At 38.0% G+C, this 20,422-nt stretch carries 15 protein-coding genes and 1 other annotated feature; of the genes, 8 read left to right on the top strand and 7 right to left on the bottom strand.

The window, feature by feature from the left end; genetic code table 11:
• Window positions 1-35: 35 nt before the first annotated feature.
• Both ACERII_RS16975 and ACERII_RS16970 read right to left on the bottom strand, forming a co-directional pair.
• The gene (locus tag ACERII_RS16975) at window positions 36-998 is read right to left on the bottom strand and encodes an ABC transporter permease (RefSeq protein WP_373643926.1); all 963 of its coding nucleotides are present in this window, start codon (window positions 996-998) and stop codon (window positions 36-38) included.
• On the bottom strand, window positions 967-1,941 hold the full coding sequence (locus ACERII_RS16970; protein WP_373643925.1) for an ABC transporter ATP-binding protein: 975 nt from the start codon (window positions 1,939-1,941) through the stop codon (window positions 967-969). The genes ACERII_RS16975 and ACERII_RS16970 overlap by 32 nt, the downstream gene beginning before the upstream one ends.
• Before the next feature lie 249 nt (window positions 1,942-2,190).
• Window positions 2,191-2,402: a binding site (T-box leader), on the top strand.
• Window positions 2,403-2,455: 53 nt separating this feature from the next.
• On the opposite strand from ACERII_RS16970, the gene argS reads away from it, so the two are divergent.
• Window positions 2,456-4,147, top strand: coding sequence for an arginine--tRNA ligase (gene argS, locus ACERII_RS16965; protein WP_373643924.1), 1,692 nt, complete (start codon window positions 2,456-2,458; stop codon window positions 4,145-4,147).
• A 479-nt stretch (window positions 4,148-4,626) separates the two neighbouring features.
• On the opposite strand, the gene ACERII_RS16960 is transcribed toward argS, so the two are convergent.
• Window positions 4,627-5,196, bottom strand: coding sequence for a hypothetical protein (locus ACERII_RS16960; protein WP_373643923.1), 570 nt, complete (start codon window positions 5,194-5,196; stop codon window positions 4,627-4,629).
• A gap of 535 nt (window positions 5,197-5,731) precedes the next feature.
• Between ACERII_RS16960 and ACERII_RS16955 the strand changes: the two genes are divergently transcribed.
• A complete protein-coding gene (locus ACERII_RS16955) occupies window positions 5,732-6,577 on the top strand; it encodes an aldo/keto reductase (protein ID WP_373643921.1) in 846 nt (281 codons plus the stop codon).
• A 163-nt stretch (window positions 6,578-6,740) separates the two neighbouring features.
• On the opposite strand, the gene ACERII_RS16950 is transcribed toward ACERII_RS16955, so the two are convergent.
• Both ACERII_RS16950 and ACERII_RS16945 read right to left on the bottom strand, forming a co-directional pair.
• Window positions 6,741-7,490 (bottom strand): hypothetical protein, encoded by a 750-nt coding sequence (locus ACERII_RS16950; RefSeq protein ID WP_373643920.1) that lies wholly within the window; start codon window positions 7,488-7,490, stop codon window positions 6,741-6,743.
• Window positions 7,491-7,659: 169 nt separating this feature from the next.
• The gene (locus ACERII_RS16945) at window positions 7,660-8,217 is read right to left on the bottom strand and encodes a CBO0543 family protein (protein ID WP_373643919.1); all 558 of its coding nucleotides are present in this window, start codon (window positions 8,215-8,217) and stop codon (window positions 7,660-7,662) included.
• A gap of 527 nt (window positions 8,218-8,744) precedes the next feature.
• Between ACERII_RS16945 and ACERII_RS16940 the strand changes: the two genes are divergently transcribed.
• The 3 genes from ACERII_RS16940 to ACERII_RS16930 all read left to right on the top strand — a co-directional run bounded on the left by ACERII_RS16940 (window position 8,745) and on the right by ACERII_RS16930 (window position 11,465).
• On the top strand, window positions 8,745-9,032 hold the full coding sequence (locus ACERII_RS16940; RefSeq protein WP_373643917.1) for an immunoglobulin domain-containing protein: 288 nt from the start codon (window positions 8,745-8,747) through the stop codon (window positions 9,030-9,032).
• A 562-nt stretch (window positions 9,033-9,594) separates the two neighbouring features.
• Window positions 9,595-10,962 carry a GGDEF domain-containing protein gene (locus ACERII_RS16935; protein WP_373643916.1) on the top strand — a complete coding sequence of 456 codons (1,368 nt, stop codon included), beginning with the start codon at window positions 9,595-9,597 and terminating at the stop codon, window positions 10,960-10,962.
• Window positions 10,959-11,465: a hypothetical protein gene (locus ACERII_RS16930; protein ID WP_373643914.1), complete on the top strand. Its 507-nt coding sequence runs from the start codon at window positions 10,959-10,961 to the stop codon at window positions 11,463-11,465. The genes ACERII_RS16935 and ACERII_RS16930 overlap by 4 nt, the downstream gene beginning before the upstream one ends.
• Window positions 11,466-11,651: 186 nt before the next feature.
• Here the strand turns inward: ACERII_RS16930 and ACERII_RS16925 are convergent, their stop codons facing one another.
• A complete protein-coding gene (locus tag ACERII_RS16925) occupies window positions 11,652-15,821 on the bottom strand; it encodes an Ig-like domain-containing protein (RefSeq protein ID WP_373643913.1) in 4,170 nt (1,389 codons plus the stop codon).
• Window positions 15,822-16,193: 372 nt separating this feature from the next.
• On the bottom strand, window positions 16,194-17,048 hold the full coding sequence (locus ACERII_RS16920) for an AraC family transcriptional regulator (RefSeq protein ID WP_373643912.1): 855 nt from the start codon (window positions 17,046-17,048) through the stop codon (window positions 16,194-16,196).
• A gap of 760 nt (window positions 17,049-17,808) precedes the next feature.
• Here ACERII_RS16920 and ACERII_RS16915 point away from each other — a divergent pair.
• From ACERII_RS16915 to ACERII_RS16905, 3 genes are all read left to right on the top strand, one after another.
• Window positions 17,809-18,621, top strand: a complete 813-nt coding sequence (locus tag ACERII_RS16915; RefSeq protein ID WP_373643911.1) for an alpha/beta fold hydrolase — start codon at window positions 17,809-17,811, stop codon at window positions 18,619-18,621.
• 110 nt (window positions 18,622-18,731) lie between these two features.
• Complete coding sequence (locus ACERII_RS16910; protein ID WP_373643910.1) at window positions 18,732-19,157, top strand: YciI family protein; 426 nt, start codon at window positions 18,732-18,734, stop codon at window positions 19,155-19,157.
• The gene (locus tag ACERII_RS16905; RefSeq protein ID WP_373643909.1) at window positions 19,154-20,410 is read left to right on the top strand and encodes an RNA polymerase sigma factor; all 1,257 of its coding nucleotides are present in this window, start codon (window positions 19,154-19,156) and stop codon (window positions 20,408-20,410) included. Before ACERII_RS16910 ends, ACERII_RS16905 begins: the two co-directional genes overlap by 4 nt.
• Window positions 20,411-20,422 lie beyond the last annotated feature (12 nt).

Below are 20,422 nucleotides of genomic sequence, written 5' to 3'. Positions count from 1 at the left end.
AAGACCTAGCATAACTAGGCTTCTTTATGAATCATTTAGGCTGTTACGTCTCGTTTGTGGAAGATAACCCATGAAATTGCGTGGAAGCAAACAAAGTAAACGAGGAGAACGGTAAGGGAAAACGCCATTGTCATCCCTTCCACTATGGGCACTCCACTAATATATTGATTCAAGTTCGTGTTGGCAAAAAGAATATATTTCACCCAGTCATATTGACTTAATAACATCACGAGCTGCTGTCCCGTAAATAGAAGAAACAGAGATAAACCAATCGCCAAAGAGCTGCTTCGGAAAACGGTGGAAATCATAAAGGCAAAGGTCACCATCATAATCATATCCGCACTATTAAACCCATACAAAGTAAAAATGTGAAGCAACATGTTACGCTCCATCACTTCTCCTCCTTGATAAACGAGATAAGGAAAGTCCATCCCAGAGAAACCAAATAACAACCCTCCTACCACAAACGAAGAAACAAGAATCGTCACTAACATCAGAAGGGCGAAGAGGAATGTGGCAATATACTTGGAAAGCAAGATTTTATAACGTTTTACTGGTCGAATGAGCAAAAGCTTGATCGTACCTGTGGAAAACTCTGTTGCAACGATTCCTGCCGCTATAACAATTACAAAAACAGACGCGATGGCAGTAAAGTCAGGAGAAGAAATCATAAATCCCCAAACAGTCTCCGACTCCACAGGGGGAATATTATTCTCCAGACGATACTCGTTGATGACAACTTGCTCTCGCAGAGGTCTCGTAGCATTACTCCCTACCATTGGCATATTCTCAAATTCACTGATTTGCTCTGCAAGCTGAGCATTCTCTAGTTGAAGCTGTTGCTGCCAGTTGTCTGACGTATCCTGACTTAATAGAAACTTCGAAACCATCCCCCCGATAAGAACAATGAGAATAATCACCCCTATCATAATCCACGTTCCTACCCGTTTATATATTTTCATATTCTCATTCTGAATGAGCCGAATCATTTGATACATGCAGTTCCCCTCCTGTGATCTCCAGAAATTTATCTTCCAGTGTCTTTTGTTCCCCACTAATCCCTGTGATCGTGAAATCATGATTTACAAACAACTTCGTATATTGTGTAATCTTCTCTTCCTTTGTCGTAATCACTAGACTATGACCTTTTATCGTTGCCTGTACGTTTGGATAGTTTTCTCTGAAAAATAGGAGTGCTTTTTCTAACGGCGCTACCTTAAACTCGACCAACATCTGCTGATTTTTATCCACAAGATTATTCACCTTGTCCACACTAACAAGCTTCCCATGATGAATAATGCCAATTCGATCACACATCAACTGCATTTCGGACAAAAGATGACTAGAAACAAATACAGCAATGTTTTCTTCCGCAGCAATCTTTCGAAGATACATCCGAATCTCCCGAATTCCAGCAGGATCCAGCCCATTCGTCGGTTCATCCAGGATCAATAATGTTGGCGAGTGAAGCAGCGCTTGGGCCAATCCCAACCGTTGTCGCATTCCAAGCGAATACGTCTTCACCTTTTCATGAATTCTATCTTTCAAACCAACTAATTGAACAATTTCATCTATCCGTCCTTTTGGAATCACCGGAACCATGCGCGCATAATGAATCAAGTTATCATACCCAGACATAAACTTGTACATTTCAGGATTCTCAATAATTCCACCAATATTAGCAATTGCCTTCTCAAAATTCTTTCTCACAGAATGCCCATTGATGATCACTTCGCCTTCCGTGATACTCATGAGACCAACCATCATTCGAATCGTCGTCGTTTTCCCCGCTCCATTCGGCCCAAGAAACCCAAACACCTCCCCAGCATACAAGTCCAAGGAAATTCCGTGAATAATTGTCGTCCTACCAATCGTTTTTTTTAGATCCCTTATTTGTAAAACAAGGTTCTTCTCACTTCTCTTTGGCGTCCGTTTCTCCATAACACCGTACCCCCTCGTTATTTCTACTCTTAGTATGACCTCCATTACATAAAAACAAATTATAAAGATATTAAAAAAGTATTAAAAGAGGATGTTCAAAAAGTCCGGTAATGCATTAAAGTTTTAACGTACTGGTGGCACCTTAAGGTTAGAAGTAAACAGAAGTATCTCATCTTTCAGGACACCATAATGAGAAAATATCTTCTTGCTTTTTCCATCAAACTTATTTATAATTCCAATAATATAAAATCAAATTCTGCGAAAAAGAGAGTAGTTATGATAATTGTCTGAAGCGAGTTAGGGATGGTGAAAGCCTAATAGACAACACATAATGAAGCGCACTTTGGAGAAACATCCTGAAATCATAGTAGGGAATAGTCGGGTAATGCCCGTTATCAATTTTCAAGAAGGTTTATTTTTTGAACAATAAGAGTGGTACCGCGGGTAATCTCGTCTCTAGCTTAGAGACGGGATTTTTTTGTTTTCAAAAAAAAAAGAAAGGTAAGTGGAAGAAATGGAACTCACGAAGGATTACGCGAAAGAAATTGCTTTTCATTTAGATGGAAAACTAGATTGGAATGAAGTGCTACAATTCATCGAAAAACCGAAATATGAGGAACAAGGAGATCTGGCTTTCCCTTGTTTTGTCCTTGCTAAGACGTTAAAAAAATCGCCAAACAGTATAGCATCCGATTTAGCAGAAAAGCTAGATCATCCACTTTTTGAAAAGGTAGTAGCCGATGGACCTTATGTGAATTGCTTTCTCAACAAAAAATACGTTAGTAAAAAATTTATAAAGTCCATCCTTCAAGCTGGGGAGAGCTATGGCTCACTTGATATGGGGAATGGCCAAAATATCGTGGTAGACTTTTCCTCACCGAATATTGCCAAACCTTTTTCAATGGGGCATCTTAGGTCCACTGTCATAGGGAATTCCCTAGCCAATATTGTGGAAAAGTGTGGATATAAAGCCCTTAGAATCAACCATCTTGGCGATTGGGGCACTCAATTTGGCAAGCTAATCGTGGCCTATAAACGTTGGGGGAACGAGGATAGTGTTAGACAGAATACTATCAAGGAATTATTAGATCTTTATGTGAAATTCCATGTAGAAGCTGAAACCCATCCCATTTTAGAGGATGATGCAAGGCTCTGGTTTAAAAAACTAGAAGATGGTGATAAAGAAGCTTATGACCTTTGGAAATGGTTTCGAGACGAATCACTCAAGGAGTTCTCGAAAATATACGAGTTGTTAGATGTACACTTTGATTCCTTTCAGGGCGAAGCATTTTATAACGACAAAATGGGGGAGACAATGGACACCATACAAAAACTTGAATTGCTCACCCAATCAGATGGTGCAAATGTGGTTGATTTAAAGGAATTTGATGTACCTCCTTGTTTAATACAAAAATCGGATGGCGCTACCCTCTATGCAACAAGAGATCTGACCGCCGCAATCTATCGACATAATCAATATAACTTTGAGAAAACTTTGTACATCGTTGGACACGAGCAGAGCTTGCACTTCAAACAGGTTTTTCTGGTTCTTGAAAAAATGGGCTACGAATGGGCAAAAGGACTGGTTCATATTCCTTTTGGCTTCATCTTAAAAGATGGGAAAAAGATGTCCACAAGAAAAGGAAAAGTTGTTTTACTAGAAGAAGTGATAAAGGAAGCAATGGAGCTAGCGCAAAGTAATATTGATATGAAAAACCCTGACCTCGAAAAGAAAGAAGAAGTTGCAAAGATGGTAGGAGTAGGAGCGATTATTTTCCACGACCTGAAAAACGAAAGACAAAACAATGTAGAATTCTCGCTAGAAGAGATGCTACGTTTCGAGGGAACGACAGGACCATACGTCCAATATACACACGCAAGAGGATGTTCCATCCTTAGAAAAGCGAGTGTTGATGTTAGCTCGTTGAAAATCAGCGGATTAGATGACCAATATAGCTGGCCGGTGATCAAATCACTGATGGAGTTCCCCAATGTCGTGAAAAAAAGCTTCACTCAAACTGAACCATCGCACATTGCGAAATATCTAATCGGTCTAAGCCAAGACTTCAACAAATACTACACTAACGTAAAAATCCTATCTCCAGACGAGCAACAGGAAAGCAGATTAGCTTTGGTGAAAACTGTTACCTTCGTTTTAAAAGAAGGCTTACGACTTCTCGGAATAAAAGCACCGGATAAGATGTAGGAAACGGTATTCCCACTTGGTCCATAAAAGCTTTATTATCCGTGTTAAAAAGACCCAACACAGTAATAGGAAGAATAAAAAGAGGGCGTTCAAAAGATTCTTTATCCTTTTTGAGCCCCTCATTCATAGTTTTTCCTGATTACTCCAACAACTTGATTATCTAACTCTAGCTCTATTACTAAGTAATCATCATCTTTTCGAGTGGTGCTAGGCACCTAAACCTAGAATTTTCACTGATGCTTCTATTTTTCAATCTCTAGAAAACTAAACCCCTCCCGCATTCGTCAGGGAGGGGGAAAAGCTTAGCTATTCAAAAGTATTTAAACCTATTCCAGTTATCACCTATCTAGTAATCTTGATAGTTAATAATATACTCTAGTTTTTTTATCAAGCATTTCACCGTAGTTTAATATCCTATAATAAAAGAGATTAGTTGAGATATAACGATTACGCTACTCCTTTACTAGTATAAAAGTCTACTAAATTAGAGGACTTGTAATTTCCTTTAAGTCGTCTTGAAGGAAAGTTAAACCTGGTATTGTAAACGTTCCTGCATTAATAGCGAAGTGATTAATAATTAAATCAGGGTCACCTGGATGATCAACTCTTAATTCATAATGGAAGGGAGCTACATTAGTAGTAAAGATTCTAAGTGTATTTGGTGGAACGGTTACAGTCTGGTCACTTAATACAGTAGGAACTGCAGTGTTGTTCCAGTCAATGATCTGAAATCTAAGAGTTTTAGTATCTGAGCTAAGGTTAACTACTTCCATGTGAGCTGCCGTTTGGTCAACAGCTGTGTTTAAAACTCCTGTTGATAATATTTTGGGCTCTACTTTACCGTTGCCAGGTTTACCCTTTCTATCTTTTTTATCTAATATCGAAGACAGATTTACATTAACAACAGGATTTCCTACATTAGATATATTATCAAGATCCGTAAGTGATTGTGTTTGTTGTTGTTCTTGCCGCTGTTGTTGTTGTTTGATTCTTGATACATTCAATTCTATTAGACTCTGCAATAAAGAATTAAAATCATTATTAGCCATATTTGGCTCACTCCCTTTACTAGTTTTGTTAATTCTCTTTATACTATTCAATTATTCTATGCGAGTCTGTATGGTTGTCCGGTGTAAATTGCACATTTTTTACAAGCTAGAGTTAATAGAGAAAATGACTATTCAAATTATGTGAAAGTCTTATGTGTCACTCCGAATTCTTTAGTAGTAACCCCATTATCTAAACTTTTCTAAACACATAGTTTATACATAATGTCATATAAAGTTTTTCCACATTTCTCCTCCACCATTATTTTATTGTCATTAATATTCATAATGAATCCTACCTAACTCGCCCTTAATCTTTCACCTGTCACGATTATTTCTTAAAAATAACAGGACATAGCCTTAGTAGTAAGGTAAAAATATAGTAGTAAATATACATCTTCTTTTTTATTTAATTCCTAAAATAAGCTGCTGTTCCCAGCACAGTAAGCATTTGGGGACTTGTGTTCAGGCAGCTAGTAGATAGCACTTCCTCCCGACTTATGATAGTCTCAATTTATTACCGAAAGGGGAGTTACCTATGAGCATATCCGTTCCAGAAAGAACACTTCACGATGGTTTGACATTGCCGGTAATTGGTTTAGGTACATACGCACTGAAGGGAAATCAAGGGGTTAGTGCGATACAACACGCAATTGATTCTGTGGGGTATCGTCTATTAGATTCTGCTTATAACTACGAAAACGAAGGAACAGTGGGAGAAGCTGTTCGACGTTGCTCTGTAACAAGAGACGAATTGATCATCACTTCCAAATTACCTGGCCGTTATCACAACTATAATCTTGCTATCAGCACCATCGAAGAATCTTTGTACCGGGCGAACCTAGATTATTATGATCTCTACCTCATCCACTGGCCCAACCCTAATCAGGATCTATATGTAGAGGCTTGGCAAGCACTTATTGATGCGAAAAAACAAGGACTTATCCACTCCATCGGTGTTTGTAATTTCTTACCTCAACATATAGAGCGCCTTGTTCACGAAACAAGTGTGAAGCCAAGCATCAATCAAATAGAGTTGCATCCCTATTTTAATCAAGCATCCCAAAGAGAATGGCATGAACAACATCAAGTGGCAACCCAATCTTGGAGCCCATTAGTACGAGGAAACGACGTGTTACAACATAACGAACTTCTGCAGATCGGGAGTTCTCATAACAAAACCGTTTCCCAAGTAATCTTACGATGGCATTATCAACTAGGGGCTATTTCTATTCCGAAGTCCGCTACTCCCGAAAGACAACTGGAAAACATCTCGATCTTTGACTTTTCCCTTTCTCCATCGGAAATGAACAGTATCTCCGCGTTAACAAAGCCAGATGGAAGGATTCATAATCAAGACCCTGCGGTTTATGAGGAGTTTTAACTATTTCCGCATGAAATTAGGGGCCTTTTTGGAGAAGATTGGTTGATGACTCAGTTACAATAAAAAGGTGCCTGCCCCCAAATCGTTATAGTTTTAACGCACTGTGGGGGGCAGGCACAACAATTATAAGTTGCTATTAACCTAATAACGTGTGAATACTTTATTAATGTTCTCTTATATACTTTAATACATCAATTAAGTGATAAACTTCTAACCCTTCATCCTTGTATTGTTGATAGGAGTCATGGAGAAGTCCACCGTATATGATAATACTTTTGATTGATTTAGCTTTGCTTCTGTACAACCTTCCACCTCTACTTTCAATAAAATCTTTAACCTCTTGTGACAATTCATTAATTCGTTTTTCGCATATTTGCTGTTGAATAAACTCTTTTTCTTCATTTTTAAAATATAAGTTACCAAGTCCATAGCATGTCATCTTGTAAATATAGGTTTTTAGTAATGCATCTATTGAAATCTTATCAAATTTCTTTTGCTCAATCCCAAAGTATTCCTGATCTATCCTTGTGACTTCAACTTGTGGAGTGGTCATATACTCATAGTCAACTGGTGTTCCAAACACACCAGATGTATTAGGAGTGTTGATGTTTGTTAGAACATGACCATCCGATTCACGTCTAGCGAATAACTCTTCTTCTAAAACCAATGCTTCATACTCTGTTAATCCCTTTTCGACAAAACGCACATCACAATCAAATGCCTGTTTCACATCCATAAAAAAGCTGTTCTTATCTTGCTTATAACGATTGTTTTTTCCTTTACCTATATAAAAAACTCTACCATCTTCTTTAATATACCATTCATAAACATAATACACCCTTTCATCGCTAAGTCCTTCTTTGTCAGGAACATTCGTCATTCGTATTCCACTAGAACTAATTTCAATTCTCATCCTTACCACCCCTCTTCTACATTATCTAACACCTTTTTCATACACCAATAAATAGTCCAATAAAATGTTAAACTTTTGTAGTTCATATAAAATAACAGGAGAGCCCTCTCGTTTGTTAGGTGAACAAAAGGACTCTCTTTTAGTGAAGTTTTCGAGAGGATGAACCAAATTATTCTATTCTATATCTGCTAAGGAGTTGAGTTAGGAAATAGGCTAGAACTCCGATAACAATATCACTCATAAAAAGATGCAATTGTCTCAGTCCATCTCTTAATTCAAGGAATTCCATCCTTATTTCTATACTTGCAAAGCCGAATGCAAAGAAAGCAGATAAGACTAATAAATAAAGAAAGAAATTTTTCTGATGATTGGTGCAGTATTGGTACAATAATAAAAAACTCACTGGGAGTACAGATGCAGTCATATTTAAACTAGTGGGAAGTATTGGTGTTGAATAATAGTTATAAGCAAAATAACCGAGATTGGATAAGGCCAGTGCTGAATACGTCCATAACACATGCACCACGAATCCAAAAAATAACACTTCAAAAATCCTTTTTCTATCTACAGCAAAGACAAGAACAATTAGAGGAGTAATTAATAGTGAGGTAACCATCCAAAATTGCCACGTACCCATATGGGAGTATTGACTCCAATAAGAATGGATTGTCGTACTTAACTCCTCTTGCTTTTGGAATATTTGATCTATATATTGATTTCGATCCATAATACCTCAACTCCTGTAATTGGTTAATACTATAAGTTTTTGGAATTATTGCTTTAATTATTCATTGTTGTGAATAATGGTTCAAGAATTTGTATCTTTGTTTAAAGAAATCAAATAGGCGCATCTCATGGCGAATATCACCACAAGAAGCACCCCTACCCGAAATACCTGCATAACCAAACAGCAGAAATATCCTAGAGAAAATCACAACATCTTGCAAAAAAAATGAATGACTCATGCCGCTGCAAACCCTCTCGTTTCATATATCGCTCTACACAATAACCATCAAGAAGTCCGCTCAAAACTACACCAATAACACCACTCGTAATAGTGAGCACTCCCACATTATTATTGAATGGCGTTTTTTTAGCTATAAGACCTCCCCACGATTTTTCCCCAAGTGGTAGTACTTAAGTATTCAATTAAATAATAATTTTGAAATCAATGTATTAATTTAAGTAAGTTCCGTTTACAATATAAAAGAACGTGTGTTCTTATTTTTATATTAGTAAATTGAGGGTGATCATATGGAACTTGGAACATGTAATATTTGTAGAAGAACAGGAAGAAAAGTCAATTTAAAACCAATTGCTGGCAACCAGCTTTGCCCAGACTGTTACAAAAATATCAATTTAGGTTATATGTACTGGTATCGAAGAGGAACGTATAGAGTTGTTAAATTAATGGACTTTACAAACGGTGCGATTGTAGATATTCCAGAGGATAAAATGAACGAAGTTGAAGCTTATAGATTATTTATCGAACAGAACAAAGACAAAGTCTTTAGTCCTGCATATGAATATAAAAACAAATGATAAACTTTTTGTAAGTTACTTTATAAGCTACGCTGTTTCCGAGTATGGCAAACGGGAAACGGTTCTCATAATAAAAAAGTAATGAAATAATGTTCCAAACTAATAATTCCTGACTCTCAGTCCTAGTACTGGGAAGCAGGGAACTTCTTTCGAACCAGCATCGGTGTTAAACGTATAGTATATAACCATGAAAAAGAGCCTCGGTTCATTTATCGGAGAATGTCCGTAGACAAACTAAAACAAACTCTGGTCACAACAACTTTTACTACTTGGAGGCATCAGAACCATCCCTCACTCCCTTTCTATGATAAGATAGAACTAGGAAATATGTCTTATAGATGTTGATTTCCATCGTAGAGAATCTGATGTTTTTTAATAGGGGGTGGTGCAACTGGTTATAATCCTCAGCCTTATCAATTTGTTTCTATTATGTCTATTAAATTTAATCCGGTTCCACTTTTCAAAGCATGTGAACCGAGGAATTTTAATTTTTAGCACGATACTTTTTACACTTGTGAACGGTTACATTTACGGTGAATTCCATTTGCTATGGATGGCCTTATTGATACTACTTGCATCTTCCGTTAGCTATTCCTTTCTAGGAGCGTTTATTGCCACCGGATTGTCGATCATTCTTTTCTATTTTTACGGCATTCTTCTAGATGGATTGGAAGCGATTATTATCGCTAGTTATCTCCTCTTTTCAATAGTAGTAGCTAGTATTTTTCGCTACCTTGCTAAGAGTAGAAATCGATTCTATGATTGGCAGAAGCAATTTTATTTGCAATCTAAGAACCTCCACGTACTTCGTGAGGTTTCCCTTGCGCTACAAAGCACACTAAATATCGAGAAATTACTTCATATCTTTCTTACATCCATTACAGCAGGATATGGGCTAGGCTTTAACCGTGCTATGCTATTTTTACAGAACCAAGATGGCACGTTTACCGGAAAACTAGGCATCGGTCCGTTAACAGTGGAACAGGGGCATACTATCTGGGAAGATGTGGTCATTAATAAGTTCACCTTAAAAGACTTTATCCAGTTACAAGAAAAAGCAATCATTAACGACCATAAACTCAATCAAAAGATTCGTTCCTTCTCCTTTAACGTCAGTATAGAGAGTCCTTTATTACAGCAGATTGTAAAAAGGAAGGAAGCGTTTATTGTTGAAGAAAACAACGGAAGTGAAGATGCTATCATTTTGAGACTAAGAGAAACTTTCAAAGTTCGTCAACTTGCGATGATTCCTTTATTGAGTCGAGGTAAAACGATTGGAATATTAATGATAGATAACATCGTTAATCAAAAACCAATACACTATGAAGACGTAGATAACATTGTTCCACTAGCAACCCAAACAGCAATGGCCATAGAAAACGCAACCCTTTACGAGAAAACAGAAAACATGGCCATTACCGATGGTTTGACAGGTCTTCATAATAAACGGTTCATGGACCGGATGCTCCCTCACCTTTATGAGTCTGCTAAATCCAATCACGAAACCTTATCCGTCCTTGTGCTAGACTTGGATAGTTTCAAGGTATATAACGATACCCACGGGCATTTGTTGGGAAATGAAGTGTTAATCCAGTTAAGTAGCATCCTAAAAAAAGTGGTAGGAGCCGAGGATTTTGTATGCCGTTTTGGTGGCGAAGAATTTGTCATTTTGTTACCGAAAAAAACGTTACCTTCTGCCATGGATGTCGGAGAAGAAATTCGATTAGCCGTAAGAAATCATGCCTTCCCGAAGGCTGATAGCCAGCCTAAAGGCAGAATTACGGTAAGTATTGGCGTAGCTTGCTCAACGGATGACACCCCTTCGTCAATAGATTCCTTGCTTGACCGAGCAGATAAAGCATTATATAAAGCGAAAGAATTTGGAAAAGATCGAGTCTTCGCCCATGAAGAAGGGGTTGATGGAGAATGATTAATTTTATGATTAGTACTGCGGTTATCTTGTTCCTTCTCGCCATCGGAATACTATTCTCTAGTAGGCCTTTCATGTATGGAATATTGAGGTGGAAAACAGAAAGGAAGTTAAAAAAATTTCACGCCAATTTGAAGGACGTCCATTTTTCCTTCGAAGAAATTACGTATTTTGTTCCATTGCCTAACCGCACACCTTTGCTAGCGGAGGCAAGTATGGAGAATATTGTAACGGAACCTGATTTTGCCTCCTTTATCTTTCCTGAGATTAAAGGATTAAAGATTTATGTGCGGAAAAATAAGTTAGAGCAACTTATCGCTTATATCTCCATCGACCATTTCCGCTTACCATATATTGATAAATTACTGTATGAAAAAAAAATTAATGAACAAGAATACCTTGAAATGAGTGGATACATCCTCCTCCACCCTAATACAAAGAAAGCATTTATTGAAGAAATCTATCGGCAGATGAGAGTAAACACTGGGAACGATTCACAATGATTAGATAAACTTTGCTTATCGCCAAGTCCTTAATGGCGAAAGGCTTAGTTTTTCATATACTTTCCCTCGTACTTCACCTACTTCCTTCGTTTAACGACATAGCTGAAAAAAGTGCCTGACCTCTCGGCAGTAATGAATTACTGCACTGAGTGTCAGGCACTTTCTACATCAAAGTATATTTTTTCCTTACTTCCTATTTCCTCGAATCCAGACTACATCATAACCAACAAATTCCGTGCCGTCCTTTAGCTGTCCAGTGAGTTCTACCACAACAACATCATCATTCTTTACAGAGCCAATAGCTGTTACAAGCTCCTGTCTACTGAATTTGAGAACGAGATCATTTATTCCATCTGGACCATCCTCTGTGCCGTCCATACGATTTGGGGGATTGGAAATACCGCCTGTATATGGAGTTGCTACATCCTCAATAGCTCCACGTAACGGTTTGACCCCTTCCAAACGTAAAGTATCCATATTTATATCTGCCACATCAAAATCACTTACTCCCACGATGGCTACTGGCAGGACGCCATTGCTACGAACATTCAATGGATTTGGTACGGATCCAGGCAACACATCAATATAAGCAGGCACCACTGGTTCTTCCTCTTCTTGTAAAACTTCCATTCTAATACTATCGATAACAATAACTGAATTTCCTTCGGTTCGTAATTGAATAAAGGATTCTTCTGTTCCAACTTCCGATTCTATGATTATCTTACCTGGAGCTATCGTTGAAACCGTTTGTTGAAATATCTTCGATTCTGCCCCATGGATTGAAAAGTTATCATTAGATGTACCATTATCCACAAATACTTGGAACCGTCTTCCTGCGTTATTCGGATCTAATTCCGTATCTGCTACATTTATGATCATACGATATGGCTTACTTAGATCAAACACACCACCTGGAGTAAAGTCTTCTGTCGTATCAACAGCTTCTCTTGCTCCGATTGTAACTCTACCACCTCTAACAGTGAACTTGTCATCCTCTGCAGTGATAGTCCCTGCTCTTCTAAGGTACATTGCTGTTGTAGGGTCGTCTGGTAAAGATCTGTACTCAGGTGTAGTGATAGTACTTGGTGTAGCTCCTTGAAAATCATCTTCATAAATTACTTCATACTCCACTGGCACCTCTGGCTCTACTTCCCCATCAGGAGGTAACATTGTTGTACTTACATCGGAGAAAACAGCTGTATTATAATTATTTATGTTACTCGAATCTTTTGCAGCATCAACCGCCATACCAACATACACAACTTCTCCAAGGGCAATTGTTCTACTTCCTACAAATGTCCAATCTTCCCCGTCTGGAGATGCATAACCTGAAATCTGATTACCATTTCTAGTTAGTTTTAACCAATACGGTATATCCGTAGATAATAAGCTTGGTAATGTTAAATCAGGGTAATTTGCTTCGTTTAATGTAGCAATCGTTTGTCCGTCGCTTAATCGTGAAGATAGATTGATAGAATATGGAGTTCTAGACTCGATTCTATCCGATTTTATGACCGATGTACTCAACACTGCAGTTGCTGCATCAGGCTCTAGACTATTTCGAATCATAATACCCGAAATAGCATTATTATCTACTGGAGTAATAGAATTTATTTTTGCTACAAATTCTCCATCTCCCTTTAGCTCTTGGTAAGCAAAGTGGAAAGAGTCATTTCTTCCAGTAATTCTCCCAGCGCCTTTCACAGTGATAAAGTCATTTTCATCCACACTAGTGCTCCCTTGAATGCCTACATCCCCTACATCCGTAGACGTCCAAACATCACTATTTAGTGGACTATTCACATGAATAGGTGCTGATGTTGATTGTGTTTGGTTCCCATTCTTATCAGTCACCTTTATACTAATAAAATGTGTTCCATCAGGAGCATTTTCCCAAGTAAAGTGAAATGGTTCAGTTGTAGTCTCACCTATTTTTACATCTCCGTTAAAAATCTCAACCTTCTCTATTCCATTAGCACTTGATGCAACTCCTTGAATTTCTATATCTTGCCCCACTTCATGCAATGAATTTAACGTTGGACTCGCTATTTCTGCTACTGGATTATCAGCTAAGTGATCCATATCTACTAGTGAGTTCAGGTAAATTTCAAGATTAGAATAACCACTTTCCGTAATTGTTTTACCGTCTACTGGATCAAATGGATCTAATCCATTTGCTATTTCCCATTCATCTGGTATTCCATCCCCATCCGAATCTAATGCTGCAGGTAATGATTGTAACTCAGGATAGCCTCCAACCTCATATTCATCATTGATAAAACGACCAGTTCCATTGATAATGTCATAGATAACTCTAGCATCTACTGCATCTCTTCTTGGTAGAGTTGCCCCTGCTTTTTGAAGTACATTATGATAAGCCTCTTCCGCTGGTTTTGGTTCCATTAATCTTCTTACTGGGAAAGGAATTGGCTCTGTCCTTATCGTAGCATCTGCTGCAATTTTTAATACACCTTTCGAATTATCAGCAGTAACATCTGGCGCACCATGCATATAATTCCCATCTACATACCAAGAGCTAGGACTTCCAAATACTCCTGGATTAACAATTGTTCTTCTTAAATCTGCTTTCGTTGCAGGACCTGGTTTCATATAGTTATTGATGATGTTTACATCAGAAAAGTTCCCACCGTAAATGGAGAAGAATCCCCAATTGTAAATAACATTATTGTTCATATCAACAGAAGTCTGACCAGGGGTAGAACCCCCTACTCTTGGGTTTCTACTAGTGTGAGTAGCAATGATATTATTATGGTACGTTGCGTTTTTTCCGCCCCATATACCACCATAACCATGTCTCCCTTTTTCATGCCCAGACATTGTTAAGCTTTCACTTATAATACTCCATTGAACGGTGATATTTTCACTTCGATAAATCGATAATGTTTCATCCGTTGCCCAGCTAGTGGAAACATGGTCAAGAATAATATCCTTCATGTCCACTCCATCAATTGCATCTGGCTCGTCATCCTTATATGTAATACCAGGTCGGAATCTCATATATCGGATGATTACGTTCTCAGATCCACTAATATTGAGGCCATGATGCGCTACAGTTATTCCATCTCCTGGTGCCGTCTGTCCAGCGATGGTAACATTTTTCACTCTAGCTCGAAGTTCATCCTTTAAGAAGATATTGCCTGAAACAGCAAATACAATCGTACGATTATCACCACTTAATGCATGCCTTAAAGAACCTTCAATTGGGGCTTCTCCTGGGCCGTAATCCTCCAATGTCGTGACAGTGTACACATCATGTCCTCTACCACCAGAAGTAAACTTGCCTCCACCTTCTGCTCCTGGAAAGGCTGGTATTTTATCAGGATATTCTTCCACATAGATAGACACCACGTCAGAAATTGTACTACCTTTTGCATTATTAGATTCAACTACGAAGTAATACATCCCATCTCTTACTACATCGACTCTAGCGTATCGTAAAACAAGCTCTGTTGCTCCAACAATAGGTTCAAAAGGACCGTTTGGATCTGTTGCCATCTTTACTGTATAAGAAGCAGCTGCATCTGCTGCGTCCCAGTCTAGAAAAATCGATAAATCATCCGTACTAATTGAAACATTCTCTACCTTTCCTGGTGGGGTATCAGGATTAACTAACGGGTCATCTATCCCCTCATAGACTTTTAAATTGTCAAAGTAACTTGATATTGCTGGAGTAGCTGGTGCCATTGTAAGAACTCGATCTACTCCAGTTGCATTAAGAAATCTCCAATTATACGTCGGTTTTAAAACATTGTTTATAATAGGAGTAGCTTGTTGATTTTCTGGATCTACTAATAACCTTATGTTATACCAGGTGTTTAATTGAAAATCATCAACAAGAATTTCGTGCCCACCTGGTATAGAGTATCCAAGAATATTTTTCCCATCAATGGTCCTTAATTCAATTTCAGCTGCTACCGTACTACCATCCAGAAGCCTCATAACCTTTGTAGCATGTCCAAAACGCTCTGCCATAAAGTCTAGCTCAACAGTGAAGGGCTCTGTTTGTCTAGGAATATCCTTCATTACCGCTACCGCAGAATCCCCTAGATCTTCAACGAAGATAACGTTATCGTGTTCTCCTAATGGGTCTTCCATTACCCTAGGTACACTTTTTATTGTTTCATCTCTATTCCAAGCATTTAGTACACTATAGTTATCAGATTGTGGAAAATCCTCCACTGCTGTACCTGGAACCTTATCTTCAAAGTCATCGTTTACTATGTAAACACGTTCTTGATCTTGATCTAAATTTTCAACAACAGCGAGAACTGATAGATTCATAGTCGATAGAAACATGAGTATGGATAAAAATATAATAGATAGCTTCTTTTTCATAATTCCCTCCTATTTTTACAGTGAATTTTGGATACGCTTACAAAAATACGGATACCATTTGGATCTACTAGTAACCTCCTTATCTAGTTATTAGGAAAATTCAAGTTGAATCCTACCTAATGAACTTCTTATTAAAACTTAATATCTAAAGTTTAAAGAATCTTCCGATGGAAATCCTTATAGTTTTATGCTCTCTTCTTGTTAAATTTGCTTTTCTTGACATATATTTATTTGCTTTCTATATTAGATAAACTTGGCTTATCACCAAGTCCTTAATGGCGAAAGCCTTAGTTTATTTTATACTTTAGTCCTTGAGCAAAGTTAAACTTAAAGTACGAATAAATCCCGTGAAATTACTCACGGGATTTTGATTCATATAGTTTTTGAAGTATTTCTAAATCTTTGTGGAGAAGTTCCGGTTACTTTTTTAAAGGTTTTATTAAAGTGAGCTATTTGAGAAAAACCAACCGTTGCAGCAATTTCAATTATTTTATCATTAGTATCCTGTAATAGCTTTTGTGATTCTCTTATTCTTACAAGTTGTATATATTCACTAATATTTAATCCAGTAACCTTCTTGAACGTTCTACTTAAATACCCTTGACTTATATAATATTCACTTGAAAGTTTACTGAGAGTTAAATTGTCATGGTAATTACTTGATATATAGGTAGCAATATCTAACATTTTTTGCTCTATTGGATTACCTACATATTCTTTCTCCATTCTTTCATTTTGATTATGTCTCAGAATCCTTATTAAAAGCATGAATAGTAACGATTTAATATATAGTTTACAATTCGCTTGCTTTTCCTCACATTCCTTAAGTATTTCTTTTAGAATCATTTCGATCTGAATTTGCTCTTTTATCGTGAAAGAAACTTTAGTCGGGATCATTTTCATCTTTGCTAAATCAAAGTTCTCTTGCTTTGAAAGTTCTTCTATAAAATCTTGTTTGAAATGGAGAAGAATTCGTTCAGCTTCCATATTTTCCACACTAGAAGTTTTATGAACATCAAACGGATTAATAATTACCATATCTCCTTTTCCAGCACTAAACAGCTTATTGTTTACAAAAAAAAGCTTTTCTCCTCTTAACAAATAGTAGATTTCGAAAGCATTATGAAAGTGCGTTTTTTTCATTTCAAAATATCTCTTTTCATTCACATACCGGATTCTAAACCTTTCATTTTCTAAATCATACTTTTTAAGTGTAAGTTGATTCATGGACACTAGCTCCTTATTTTTGCAGATAAGTCTAGAGAAAAATTTAGAAATCTAAAAGTATCTTTTAAAATATAATACCGTCGCCTTTTTCTACGCTATAAATAAGAGTAGGTTATTTAACGTTTCATGCATTAGAGGAACCTACTAAATGGTCCTTTTTGAAACTTAACTTATTGAAATTATACCAGACGTTTCTCTTAAAATAAGCGCTTTCATATAGGGTTTTCCTTGTTATCGCTAAAATAGGTGGTTATCCCTATTAATAATTAGTACATTCTATTCACCCTACCTCCATCGATGTTCTATCACCATTTTAAATACGGACTAATGACCTAAACCCTCATTGGAGACAAAAATCTCCCTACTCCCCCTAGTTTAAGGTTCGCATTGTTTTCCTTAAAGCTTACTCTGTAAGTGTCGTGAAGGTAGGATTTACCATAGTGATATATCCATGAGCAAAAAGACATAGGGTTAGGTTCACTGTTCCTATTAACAAAAACACAGGGACACATTGCCGGTTCCCTTGTTCCTCGAAAATTTAATAATCTCAACTTTATAAAGGATATTAATACACAAATGGAGTATATAAGATGCAAAGTAACCATACTGAATTAGTTTATTGAAATATATTTAGCTAATTTTTTTAAATATGTCGATTTTGGATATAGTGTTTCGTCGTCCTAGTAGAAGCAGCGATAATATGTGAATATTGGATGCTATCTAACTTTAAAATTAATGCTAAGACAAAGGAGGAAAAATGATGTATTCAGTTACATCGAAAGACGGATCAAAAATAGCTTATGACAAAGTCGGCAATGGGCCTAGCCTCATATTGATCGGAGGTGCATTTAGTTACAGGAAATTCCCACAGCAAGTTGAGTTGGCATCCCTGTTGTCGGAGTACTTTACGGTTTACAACTATGACAGACGCGGCCGAGGAGATAGTGGAGATACTCCACCATATGACGTCGCAAGGGAAATAGAAGATCTTCAAGCATTGATTGATGAAGCAGGTGGGTCTGCTTATGTATGGGGATTGTCCTCGGGAGCTGCTCTAGCACTAAGGGCAGTAGAGAAGGGAGCAAACATTACTAAACTAGCTCTACACGAACCACCTTTCGTGGTAAAGGAAGAAGATCGTAAGCCACCAAAGGACTTTATGGAACATACTACTAACTTGATTTTTCATAATGAACGGAGCGCAGCCATAAAGTTCTTCATGACAAAAGGGATGGGAGCTCCTTCCTTTGTTGTTAGCATGATGAGGTTCATGCCAGGAGTATGGTCTAATCTGATGGAAGTTGCGCATACACTTCCCTATGATGCTGCATTGTTGGATGGATATATGGAAGGAAAGATGTTGCCTGCTGAATGGAAAAACAGTGTCAAGGTTCCAACACTCGTGATAGAAGGAACAGAGAGCCCTGCTTCCTTACGCAATAGTGCTCGTGCCCTAGCAGAGGTTCTACCTAATGCTCTACTGTTGAGTAAAAAGGGTCTCGGTCACACAAAGAAATTGGATACGAAAAGAATATCACCGGAGCTTACATCCTTCTTTTTGACGAATCACTAAAAATATCATTCGTATTACCATCACTATAATCAACACGTACTCGTTAAATAAATAGAAGCTTACTTACTACTATAAGGGAAGCTTCACCACAAAATGGGAGGTAGTTATTTATGAGATTTATGATGATAGTCAAAGCGTCAACGGATTCAGAGGCTGGAAAAATGCCTAGCTCGGAGCTGATTGAAGCGATGCAGAAGTATAACGAAGAGTTGGTAAAAGCAGGTGTTCTACTAGCTGGTGATGGACTTCAGCCTACCAAGACTGGTATAAGGATTTCCTATCCAGAACCGGGTGGTAAACCTAACATTGTGGACGGTCCATTTACGGAGACAAAAGAAATAATTGCAGGGTATACATTGATTGAGGTTTCCTCTAGAGAAGAAGCCATTGAATGGGCATTACGTATGCCAGATCCACATGGATTTGGAGAGGGGCAGATTGAGCTTCGCCAAGTATTTGAGGCGGAGGACTTGACAGATAACCCAGAATTACTGGAAAAAGAAGCTGCACTTCGAGAGGAGCTTAAGAAGGCGTGAGTTTCCCCATAACACATCGAGCAATGGAAGCGATTTGGAGAATCGAGTCTCCAAAGCTCATCGCAAGACTAACTCGAATGGTTAGAGATGTGAGTCTTGCGGAGGACCTTGCACAAGATGCATTAGTGATCGCTCTTGAAAAATGGGAACAAGTTGGGGTACCAGAGAACCCTGGTGCATGGCTGATGACGACCGCTAAACGTCGTGCCATTGACCTGTTACGCAGAAACAAGGTACAAGATCAAAAATATGGAGATATTGCGAGAAATGCGGATTTATTTACGATGGAAGATATAGAGGTTCTAAATGAGGAGATCGATGACGATCTCCTTCGTCTGATTTTCATGACATGCCATCCAGTATTATCACACGATGCAAGAGTTTCCTTAACTCTGCGACTAGTGTGCGGACTTACTACGGAGGAAATTGCGCGTGCTTTTCTCGTCGCGGAATCCACGATTGCTCAACGAATTGTTCGTGCGAAAAAAACATTAAACGAAAAAAAAGTACCTTTTGAGGTTCCTGATGGAGAGGAACTTACGAATCGTTTATCTACAGTTCTTGAAGTGATTTACCTTATGTTTAATGAAGGCTATACTGCAACCTCTGGTAACCAATGGATCCGTCCTTTTCTTTGCCGAGAAGCACTAAGGTTAGGTCGTGTTCTAGCCGAAATAGCATCGAACGAACCGGAAGTACATGGACTTGTATCCCTAATGGAAATTCAGTTTTCAAGGTTTCAAACACGAGTTACTTCAAATGGAGAACCTGTGCTTCTTTTAGACCAAAAAAGGGGGCAGTGGGATCAATTATTGATTAGACGTGGCTTAGCCGCATTAGAGCGTAGCAAAAAGCTTGGTCGTTCTCTTGGCCCCTATGCATTGCAGGCATCCATCTCCGCTTGCCATGCTCAGGCACCGACTGCAGAAGAGACAGATTGGCCACGAATTGCTGCTCTTTACGAAGCTCTTTCAAGAGTAATGCCTTCTCCCATCGTGGAATTAAACAAAGCAGTAGCTATTTCTATGGCATTTGGCCCCGATTTTGGTATCCAAGTTGTCGATGCACTATCTTCTGATCCGACTTTAAAAAGATATCATCTTTTGCCAAGTTTCCGCGGGGATCTTCTAGTGAAGCTAGGCAGGTATGATGAGGCTCGCAATGAGTTTGAACGCGCTGCTTCACTAACCAAAAATGAACGTGAAAGGACCCTTTTGCAAAATCGAGCATTGAAATGCGATTTATCTAGATAAAGGCAAAAATAA

The organism is Evansella sp. AB-rgal1, assembly GCF_041820985.1.
Lineage (GTDB): Bacteria > Bacillota > Bacilli > Bacillales > Salisediminibacteriaceae > Evansella.
Note: the sequence above shows the minus strand (reverse complement) of the source record. Positions and strands in the feature narration are given on the sequence as shown.